Origin of the sequence: Gemmobacter sp., assembly GCF_016792925.1 — a bacterium.
Lineage (GTDB): Bacteria > Pseudomonadota > Alphaproteobacteria > Rhodobacterales > Rhodobacteraceae > Gemmobacter.
Genome location: NZ_JAEULU010000245.1, coordinates 1 through 9,377 on the forward strand (window position 1 = coordinate 1; position 9,377 = coordinate 9,377).

Here is a 9,377-nt window from a genome sequence, read left to right on the forward strand (position 1 = left end):
CGCGGCTGCGCGAATACGCCGAGCTGGGCGTCGATACCTTCGTGCTGTCCGGCTATCCGCATCTGGAAGAAAGCCTGCGCGTGGCCGAGCTGTTGTTCCCGCTGCTGGGCAAACAGGCCGTCACGCTGCACGGCTCCAGCCAGACCGGCGGCGCCTTTGACATGCGCCGCCAACGCGCGGCAAGCTGAAAGGAATTTCCATGAAAATCATCGACATGCGCTGCCGCCCGGCCTATCTGCACGATTTCTTCGGCAAGACCCCGGGCGGGCCGGATTATGAGGTGGTGAAGTGGCTGAACGCCCGCGTCGGCACGCGCGGCGATCTGGAACACTTCACCCGCTCTGCCACGCCCGAGGGCTTTCTGGCCGAAGTCGCCGCCGCAGGCCTGACCCGCGCCGTGGTGGTGGGGCGGCACACGCCCGGCCAGCATTTGCCCAATGACACGATCCACCGGATCACCGCCGCCTCGCCGCTGCTGGAGGGCATCGGTTCCGTCGACATCATCACCCAGGGCCGCCAGACCGCGCTGGACGAGGCCGAACGCGCGATCCTGACGCTGGGCCTGCGCGGCATCGACCTGGAACCCGGCTTCGGCACGCCGCCGCGCCATGCCGATGACCCGGCCTTCTTTCCGCTTTACGAGCTTTTGCAAGGCCTTGACGTGCCGCTTTACCTGATGAGCGGCCCGACGACGCCCGATCCGCGCTTCAATGATCCGGCGCCGGTGGCCAATGTCGCGCGGCAGTTTCCGCGCCTCAGGATCGCCGCCTATCACGGTTTCTGGCCCAATGTGGCGGGGATTCTGGGCGTGGCCTTCCGGCATGAGAACGTGTTCCTGATCCCGGACATGTATGTCTTCCAGCCCGGCAGCCAGCTCTATATCGAGGCCGCCAATGGCTTTCTGCGCGATCAGTTGCTGTTCGGCTCCTCTTATCCTTTCCGCCCGATCCGCCAAAGCATCGAGGATTTTCAGGCGCTTGGCCTGAAGGATCGGGTGTTGGAAAAGGTGCTGCACGACAATGCGGCGCGGCTGTTGAAGCTGTAACGCAAAGGGCCGGGGGAAAACCCCGGCCCCGCCACATGTAAACAGATCACCCTTGAACCAGCCTCTTTTGAACCGGCGCCTCAGCGCGCGCGCAAGCGGCGCACCGCCCTGTCGCCGGTCACCTGCACCACCGAAACCAGCGCCACCAGAATGACGATCACCGCCACCATCACCGTGGTATCAAAGCGTTGATAGCCATAGCGGATCGCCACATCGCCCAGCCCACCGGCCCCCACCGCCCCCGCCATGGCCGAGGCACCGATCATCGAGACCACAGTGATCGTGAACCCGCCGATGATGCCCGGCAGCGCCTCGGGCAGCAGCACATGGCGCACGATATGCCAGCGGCTTGCACCGATGGATTGCGCGGCCTCGATCAATCCGGGGTCCACCTCGCGCAGGCTGACCTCGGCAATGCGGGCAAAGAACGGCGTGGCCGAGATCGACAGCGGCACCACAGCCGCCCAGACCCCGATCGTCGTGCCGGTCACCAACCGCGTGAAGGGGATCAGCGCCACCAGCAGCACGATGAACGGCACGGCGCGAAAGCCGTTGACCAAGGCGCCCAGCACGCGATTCAGCCGGGGCGCCGGAAAGACCCCGCCGGGGCCCGAGGTCACCAGCACCACCGCCAGCGGAATGCCCGCCAGCACTGCAACCCCGGCCGAGGCCGAGACCATCAGAAGCGTATCCAGAAACGCGGCACTCAGCCGGTCAATCATTTGCGGCGACATGGCCAAGCCTCCTGGCTGTTGAAGAAAGGGATCTGGGGTCAAGGCCTTGCGGCGCCAGAACCACCAGCCGTCCGACGGCATGGCCCTGAATCGGCTCGACCTGCGCCTGCACCAGACGCAGGCCCTGTGCCAGCGCCGCCAGAGGGGGCGCGGCCTCGCCGGTCATGGGCAGCTCGATCACCTGAAGATCGCCCGGCTCCGGCACTTGCCGCAGCCGCGCGGCCACATCCTCGGGCAGGGCGCGGGTCAGCGGCGCAAGCAGGGCCTGCGTGGCGGCGTGCTGCGGCTGCGCAAACACCTGCCAGACCGGCCCCATCTCGGCCACCCGGCCACGTTCCAGCACCAGCACGCGGTTGCAGACCTCGCGGATCACGCTCATTTCATGGGTGATCAGCACGATGGTCAGCCCCAGCCGCCGGTTGATGTCACGCAACAGGCGCAGGATGGACAGCGTGGTTTCCGGGTCCAGCGCCGAGGTCGCCTCGTCACACAGCAGGATCTCGGGGCGGCTCACCAGCGCACGGGCAATGCCCACCCGCTGCTTTTGCCCGCCCGACAGGCGCGAGGGATAGCTGTCTTCCTTGCCCTCAAGCCCGACCAGCCGCAAGACCTCGGCCACCCGGGCCTCCGCCTCGGGCTGGGGCACCCCGGCAATGCGCAGCGGCAGCGCCACATTCTCGCGCACGGTCTTGGCGGCCAACAGGTTGAAATGCTGAAAGATCATGCCGATCCGGCGGCGCAGCCGGATCAGCCCGGCCTCGCCCAGCCCGGCAATATCCTCGCCATCCACCAGCACGCGGCCCTCGCTGGGCCGCTCCAGCCGGTTGATGCTGCGCAAGAGGCTGGATTTCCCGGCCCCCGAGCGCCCGATGATGCCGAAAATCTCGCCCGGCTCGATCTCCAGATCAATGCCTTGCAGCGCCTGAACCTCGCCCGCAGAGGAGATATAGGTCTTCCCCAGGCCCTGAAACTGCACCGATCCCGCCACGCGCCGCGTCCGCTCTGCCGGAAGCGCGGGGGCGGCCTGCCCCCCCGCCCGCGGCCATCCGATGATCGCCGCCCCGGTCATTTCAGCAACCATGCCAGAACATACAGCTTGTCACTGCCGGCGAAGGACTTGTGAATCTGGTCCTTCACGGCCTGCGACCCATGGAACAGCGTGACGAATTGCTGGATGCGCGGGTCGTTCTCCTCACCTGCCCGCGACACGAAGCTCACGTTGAAAATCTTGTCCTCGACCCCGGAATAGATCAGCCCCGAGGTCGGATCAAAGGCACCCGATGCCACGATGAAATGCGGATAGCCCTGCGCCAGATCGACATCGGGGGTCACATGCACCAGCTGCGGCCCCTCGACCTCGGTGAAGGTCAGGTTCTTCGGATTGGCCGTGATGTCATTCAGCGTGCCCTTGAAGCCCACGCCGTCCTTCAAGGTGATCAGACCGGCCTTTTGCAGCAGCAGCAAACCGCGCCCCTGATTGACCGGATCATTGGCCACCGCCACGGTGCCGCCCTCGGGGATCGCGTCCAGCGTCTTGTGTCGGAGCGAGAAGAACCCGAAGTTTTGCAGGATACCCGGTGCCACAACACTAAAGTCATAGCCTTTTTCGGCCTCGGTGTTTTCCATGAACGGCTGATGCTGGAAGAAGTTCAGGTCAATATCCTTGGCATCCAGCGCAAGATTGGGGGTGTTCCAGTCGGAAAATTCGACCACCTCGACCTCCAGTCCCTGTGCCTTGGCTTCCTCGGCGGCGACGCCCACCGCATCGGCATAGGCGCCCGGCACCACGCCGATTTTCAGCGCCTCGGCCAGGCCGGGCAGCGCGGGGGCGAGGCTGAGTGTCAGGGCCAGAAGGGCGGTGGATGCACTCGATTTCAATGACATGGCAGAGTTCCTTTCTGAGGCGCGATATATCACGACTTGTTTTGTCGTTTTAATTTACGCCCCCAGCCGGGCCTTGGCCATTCCAAGTTTTTGCCCCTTCACAGAAGGCTTTTCCCCCCGCCGCCCCGTGCCGCAGGGGCAAATCACCCCTGCGTCGCCGGGCTTGGCAGGCTGGCCAGAATCTGCCCGGCCACATGTTCGGCCCAGGCAGTGACCTCGGGCACGCCCATCAGCTCGCCGACGGTGCCGCGCGCCAGCGGACCGGCCACGAACAGCCCGTCAACAGGCCCGGCCTGACCGATGGCCCGCCCGTCCGGCGCCGTCGCAAGGCCGAGTTTCAGCGGGTCCGGCTGCACCAGCCCCTGCCCGGCCAGTGCCGCCAAGGCCGGGTTGCCCGCAATCACCTGCGCATGGGCCGGGCCAGTGGCCAGCACCACCTTGTCCACCGTCAGGCTTTGCCAGAGGCGCGCGCCACGCGGCCGGATGGTGACCAGAAGGCCCCCGGCCTGCCGCTCTGCCCCCAACAGCCGGGCGGCGTGGAAGACGGCGCGTTTGCGCCGCTCGGCCTCGCACAGGGTGGCATGGGTCTGCGGGGCAATGCGGAAACGGTGAATGTCCCACAGGGCGCGCAGATGGCGCAGAAAGCGCTGGCGTTCGGGCAGCGGCAATGCGGCCCAGATCGCCGGGCCTTGCGCCCGCAGGCGATCGAACACCGCATGCCAGGTGATGCCCCGCGCCGCTTCGGCCCTGACGGCGGCCCGCACCTTGCGCAGCAGGGCCAGCGCGGTCGAGGCGGGCTCGGCGGCAAAATCGGCGCTGGTCTCCGCCTGCTTCGGGCCATGCGGCTGCGAGCGCCAGCCGTGGCGCGACAGCACATGCACCGGGGCACGCCCCTCCTGCCGCATCAGCGTGGCAAGAACATCTGCCGAGGTCAGGCCCGAGCCGACGATCAGCACCCGGTCTTGCGGCGCGAGCCCAGCCAACGCCGCCTCGCCCGCCGTATGGGTGATCAGGCCGGGGTCATCGGCGAGGGCACGCAGTTCCGGCGGCAAGGCCGGCGGCGGGTGCGAGACCGCCAGAACCACCGCCTCCACCTTTTGCACCTGCCCCCGATCATCCCGAACGGCAAAACCGGCGCCCTGCTTGCGAATGGAAGTTGCCGAGGCTCGACAATGCTCGATCCGGCCCGCTGCCAGCAAGGGCGCCAGCGCAGCGGCGACATATTGCCCGAACACCGCCCGGGGCGCGAAAATATCCCCCGCCAGGGTGGCGCTGCCCGCTGGCAGACGCGGCAGATCGGCCGAGGACAGCCAATGGCGGAAATGCAGCGGATCGTGGCTGAACAGGGTCATTTTGGAATCGGGCACATTCAGCCGGTGATCAGGGTCTGACGTGGAATAGGCCAGACCCCGGCCCAGTTCGGCGCGGGGTTCATAGACGATGACCCGCGCAGCCGCGCCCCGGTGCGCCAGATGCAGCGCAACCGCCGCGCCGCTATAGCCGCCGCCGATGATGGCGATGGTCGGATGCCGACAAACGAGCTGCGTCTTTGTCCGATCAAGATACATGATGAAGCCTTCCAACAGGGAACCGGCGAGGGAGAGCCGACAGAGTGTCGTGCGGGAAAGCCTGATCTTGCCAAGAGGCTGCGCCTTTCGAGGCCGTTGGTCATGCGCCGCACTGACTTGCCGAATAATCTACCGCATCACTCGTGTATTTTATTTCCCATTTTCAGCGCCAAAAGAGAAAATCCTGTTTCCGCATCCAGCAATCGGGCATGGCGCAGAACGGGGCGACATCAGCGCCGAGGGAGCAACGCCAAAAAAGAAAGCAGGCCAAAGCCGCCGCGCCTTTGCAGCGAAGCAGGAGCCGGGCTCAACAGGTCGAGGAACAGAGGCGCCAGCGGCAAGCCATGGCCCCAAACGGAAAATCCCGCTGTAAACCATTCAGCAACAGATTGATTTCAAGGGGGATTTTCAGAAAGTGGTGAGCCGGACAGGATTCGAACCTGTGACCCGCTGATTAAAAGTCAGCTGCTCTACCAACTGAGCTACCGGCCCACTTTCTGTGAGCGGGTATCTACGGAACTCGGCGGGGGGGGTCAAGGGCAGAAAAACAGAAATTTGCACCGCACTGGCAGAATCTTTGCAGCCGCAGTAAAAGGCCCGCATGACACAGCCAGCTTCCCTTGGCCTGCCGTTCATGAAGATGCACGGGGCGGGCAATGATTTCGTCGTGATCGACTCGCGCGGGCGCGGGGCGGTGGTCACCCCTGCCCTCGCGCGCGCCCTTGGCGATCGCAATCGCGGCGTGGGCTTTGATCAGCTGGCCGAGATTCGGGACAGCGATGTGGCTGATTTCGCGCTGGATTTCTGGAACAGCGATGGCAGCCGGGCGGGCGCTTGCGGCAATGCCACGCGCTGCGTGTCGGATTACATGATGGGGCAGCTGGGCCGCGACACGGTGCATCTGGTCACGCAGCGCGGCGATTTGCAGGCGCTGCGGCTGGCCGATGGCCGGGTGAGCGTCAATATGGGCCAGCCACAGCGTGACTGGGCTGAACTGCCGCTGTCGCATGCTGTGGACACCGATCACCTGCCGCTGCCGGGCGATCCGGTGGCCGTGGGCATGGGCAATCCGCATTGCGTGTTCTTCGTGCCCGATGCCGAGGCGGTGGATGTGGCGCAAGACGGGCGCCGGATCGAGACCGACCCGCTGTTCCCCGAGCGCACCAATGTGGAATTCGCCAGCCTCACCGGCCCCGACCGCCTGCGCATGCGGGTGTGGGAACGCGGGGCGGGCATCACGCTGGCCTGCGGCTCGGGCGCTTGTGCCACCGCCGTGGCGGCGCATCTGCGCGGGCTGACCGGCAAGCGCGTGACGCTCGATCTTGATGGCGGCGTGCTGGAGATCGACTGGCGCGCGGATGGCGTCTGGATGGCCGGGCCGGTGGCGCGGGTATTTGACGGCGTTCTGTCCCCCGCGTTTCTGGATGGCTTGCTGTGAGCGCGCCGGTCTTCTCCACCCTCGGCTGCCGCCTGAACGCCTATGAGACCGAGGCGATGAAGGAACTGGCGGCGGCGGCGGGGGTCTCCAACGCCGTGGTGGTGAACACCTGCGCGGTGACTGCCGAGGCAGTGCGCAAGGCCAAGCAGGAGATTCGCCGCCTCGCGCGCGAAAACCCCGGCGCCCCGGTGATCGTGACCGGCTGCGCCGCGCAGACCGAACCCGAAACCTTTGCCGCCATGCCCGAAGTGACCAAGGTGGTCGGCAATACCGAAAAGATGCAGGCCGAAACCTGGGCCGGGCTGCGCGTGCCCGATCTGATCGGCACGACCGAAAAGGTGCAGGTCGACGACATCATGTCGGTCAAGGAAACCGCCGGGCACCTGATCGACGGTTTTGGCCGCCATCGCGCCTATGTGCAGGTGCAAAATGGCTGCGATCATCGCTGCACCTTCTGCATCATCCCCTTCGGCCGGGGCAATTCGCGCTCGGTGCCTGCGGGCGTGGTGGTGGAGCAGATCAAACGCCTTGTGGACAAGGGCTTTCATGAGGTCGTGCTGACTGGCGTTGACCTCACCTCCTGGGGGGCCGATCTGCCCGCAGAGCCGCGCCTGGGCGATCTGGTCCTGCGCATCCTGAAGCTGGTGCCCGATCTGCCGCGCCTGCGCATCTCCAGCATTGACAGTATCGAGGCGGATGAGGCCCTGATGCAGGCCATCGCGACCGAGCCGCGCCTGATGCCGCATCTGCACCTGTCCTTGCAGGCGGGCGATGACATGATTCTGAAACGGATGAAGCGCCGCCATCTGCGCGATGACGCGATCCGCTTTTGCGAAGAGGCCCGCCGCCTGCGCCCCGACATCATCTTTGGCGCCGACATCATCGCCGGTTTCCCGACCGAGACCGAGGAGATGTTCGCCAATTCGGTGAAGCTTGTGGCGGATTGCGGCCTCACCTTCCTGCATGTCTTCCCCTTCAGCCCGCGCAAGGGCACGCCCGCCGCGCGGATGCCGCAGGTGAAAGGCCCGCTCATCAAGGACCGCGCTGCCCGGCTGCGCGCCGTGGGAGACGCGGCACTGGCGCAGCATCTGGGGGCGCAGCTTGGCGTTACCCACCAGATCCTGATGGAAGGGCCGCGTCTGGGCCGCACGGCGCAATTTACCGAAGTGGCCTTTGACCGCGATATGCCAGAGGGGCAGATTGTCACGGCCCGGATCACCGGCTTTGCGCAAGGCCAGCTGACCGCCTAAGCTGCTCGCGAAAGCGAGGCCCGCCATGGCACATGATCACAGTCACCCCGAAGGACGTCTGGAAACGGCGCTGACCGGCCTCACCCTGGCCGGGATGGCGGCGGCGCTGGTCGATGCCTTCCTGATCCCCGGTCCCTGGGGGCCGGTCGGGCTGATCGTGGTGTATCTGGTGGGCGGGTTGCCCACATTGATCGGCGCCCTGGGCGAGCTGTGGCACCATCGGCGGCTGGACATCGACCTGCTGATGGCTTTGGCGGCACTGGCCGCCGCGCTGGTCGGCTCGGCGCTGGAAGGGGCGGTGCTGCTGACCCTTTTTGCCATTTCGGAAGCGCTGGAGCATCGCGCCATGGGCCGCGCCCGCCGCGCGGTCGAGGCGTTGATGGCCCTGCGCCCCGATACAGCCCTGCTGAAAACGGCGGAAGGCGTGACCGAGGTGCCCTCGGCGCAGCTGGTGCCCGGCGATCTGGTGATCGTGCGGCCCGGCGGGCGGGTGCCGGTGGACGGGGTGATCGAGCGCGGCGAGGCGTCGATGGATCTCTCCACCCTCACCGGCGAATCCATGCCCGTGCATCGCGGCCCCGGCGCGCCGGTGTTCGAGGCGGTGGTGAACCTGAATGGCGTGCTGGAGGTGCGGGTGACCCGCAGCGCCACCGACAGCACCGTGGCGCGTATGGTCGCGCTGGTGACCGAGGCGCAGGCCGCCCGGGCGCCATCGGAGCGATTCTCGGAATGGTTCGGCCAGCGCTATACGGTGGCGGTGCTGGCGGGCTCGGTCCTGGCCTATGCCGCGCTGCGGTTCTGGGGGCTGGACCATGGCGGGGCGCTTTACCGTGCGGCGACGCTGCTGGTGGCGGCCAGCCCCTGCGCCATCGTCATCTCGGTGCCGGCGGCGATCCTGTCGGCCCTTTCGGCGGCGGCGCGCGGTGGGGTGCTGTTCAAGGGCGGCGCGGCGCTGGAGACGCTGGCCGGCGTGCGCGCCTTCGCCTTTGACAAGACCGGCACGCTGACCACCGGCCGGGCCGAGGTGGTGGCCATTGCCGCGCCCGGCATGGATGAGAACGCCTTCCTGCAAAGCCTGACCGGGCTTGAGGCGCAGTCGGAGCATCCCGTGGCGGCCGCCCTGCGGCGCGAGACTGCCGCGCGCGGCCTGTCGGTGGCCGAGGTGCCGGGCGCCCGCAGCCTGCCCTCCGAAGGGATTGTGGCGGGCGAGGGGGCGGGGGTGCTGTGGGCCGGCAATCCCCGCATGGCGGCGCGGATGGGGGCGGCGCTGGACGCGCCCGCGGTGGCGGCGCTGGCGGCCGAGCCCTGGACGACGATCTACCACGGGCAGGGCAGCCGCCTTCTGGGTGCGGTGGCGGTGGCCGACCGGCCGCGCGCGTCGTCGCGCGAGGGTCTGGCGGGCCTGCGCGCCTCGGGTGTCACCGGAATCGCGATGATGACCGGCGACCGCCGCGCCGT

At 67.1% G+C, this 9,377-nt stretch carries 8 protein-coding genes, 1 tRNA gene and 1 pseudogene; 5 read left to right on the forward strand and 5 right to left on the reverse strand.

Annotated elements, in window-relative coordinates:
• Together JNN06_RS11580 and JNN06_RS11585 are read left to right on the forward strand one after the other, a co-directional pair.
• Window positions 1-188: pseudogene (locus JNN06_RS11580) on the forward strand (alkanesulfonate monooxygenase); the annotation flags it as partial.
• Window positions 189-199: 11 nt separating this feature from the next.
• Complete coding sequence (locus tag JNN06_RS11585; protein ID WP_291239748.1) at window positions 200-1,045, forward strand: amidohydrolase family protein; 846 nt, start codon at window positions 200-202, stop codon at window positions 1,043-1,045.
• Window positions 1,046-1,125: 80 nt separating this feature from the next.
• Here JNN06_RS11585 and JNN06_RS11590 read toward each other — a convergent pair whose 3' ends face one another.
• The 5 genes from JNN06_RS11590 to JNN06_RS11610 form a co-directional block, all read right to left on the reverse strand.
• Window positions 1,126-1,779, reverse strand: a complete 654-nt coding sequence (locus JNN06_RS11590) for a methionine ABC transporter permease (RefSeq protein WP_291239749.1) — start codon at window positions 1,777-1,779, stop codon at window positions 1,126-1,128.
• Complete coding sequence (locus JNN06_RS11595) at window positions 1,760-2,767, reverse strand: ATP-binding cassette domain-containing protein (RefSeq protein WP_291239750.1); 1,008 nt, start codon at window positions 2,765-2,767, stop codon at window positions 1,760-1,762. Before JNN06_RS11595 ends, JNN06_RS11590 begins: the two co-directional genes overlap by 20 nt.
• Window positions 2,768-2,844: 77 nt before the next feature.
• The gene (locus tag JNN06_RS11600) at window positions 2,845-3,663 is read right to left on the reverse strand and encodes a MetQ/NlpA family ABC transporter substrate-binding protein (RefSeq protein ID WP_291239751.1); all 819 of its coding nucleotides are present in this window, start codon (window positions 3,661-3,663) and stop codon (window positions 2,845-2,847) included.
• 143 nt (window positions 3,664-3,806) lie between these two features.
• On the reverse strand, window positions 3,807-5,231 hold the full coding sequence (locus tag JNN06_RS11605) for an FAD-dependent oxidoreductase (protein ID WP_291239752.1): 1,425 nt from the start codon (window positions 5,229-5,231) through the stop codon (window positions 3,807-3,809).
• 416 nt (window positions 5,232-5,647) lie between these two features.
• Window positions 5,648-5,723, reverse strand: a tRNA-Lys gene (locus JNN06_RS11610).
• 109 nt (window positions 5,724-5,832) lie between these two features.
• On the opposite strand from JNN06_RS11610, the gene dapF reads away from it, so the two are divergent.
• The 3 genes from dapF to JNN06_RS11625 all read left to right on the forward strand — a co-directional run.
• Window positions 5,833-6,669, forward strand: a complete 837-nt coding sequence (gene dapF / locus JNN06_RS11615; RefSeq protein WP_291239753.1) for a diaminopimelate epimerase — start codon at window positions 5,833-5,835, stop codon at window positions 6,667-6,669.
• A complete protein-coding gene (mtaB, locus tag JNN06_RS11620) occupies window positions 6,666-7,919 on the forward strand; it encodes a tRNA (N(6)-L-threonylcarbamoyladenosine(37)-C(2))-methylthiotransferase MtaB (protein WP_291239754.1) in 1,254 nt (417 codons plus the stop codon). The genes dapF and mtaB overlap by 4 nt, the downstream gene beginning before the upstream one ends.
• Before the next feature lie 25 nt (window positions 7,920-7,944).
• The coding region (locus JNN06_RS11625; RefSeq protein ID WP_291239755.1) for a heavy metal translocating P-type ATPase at window positions 7,945-9,377 on the forward strand (1,433 nt) is incomplete at its 3' end.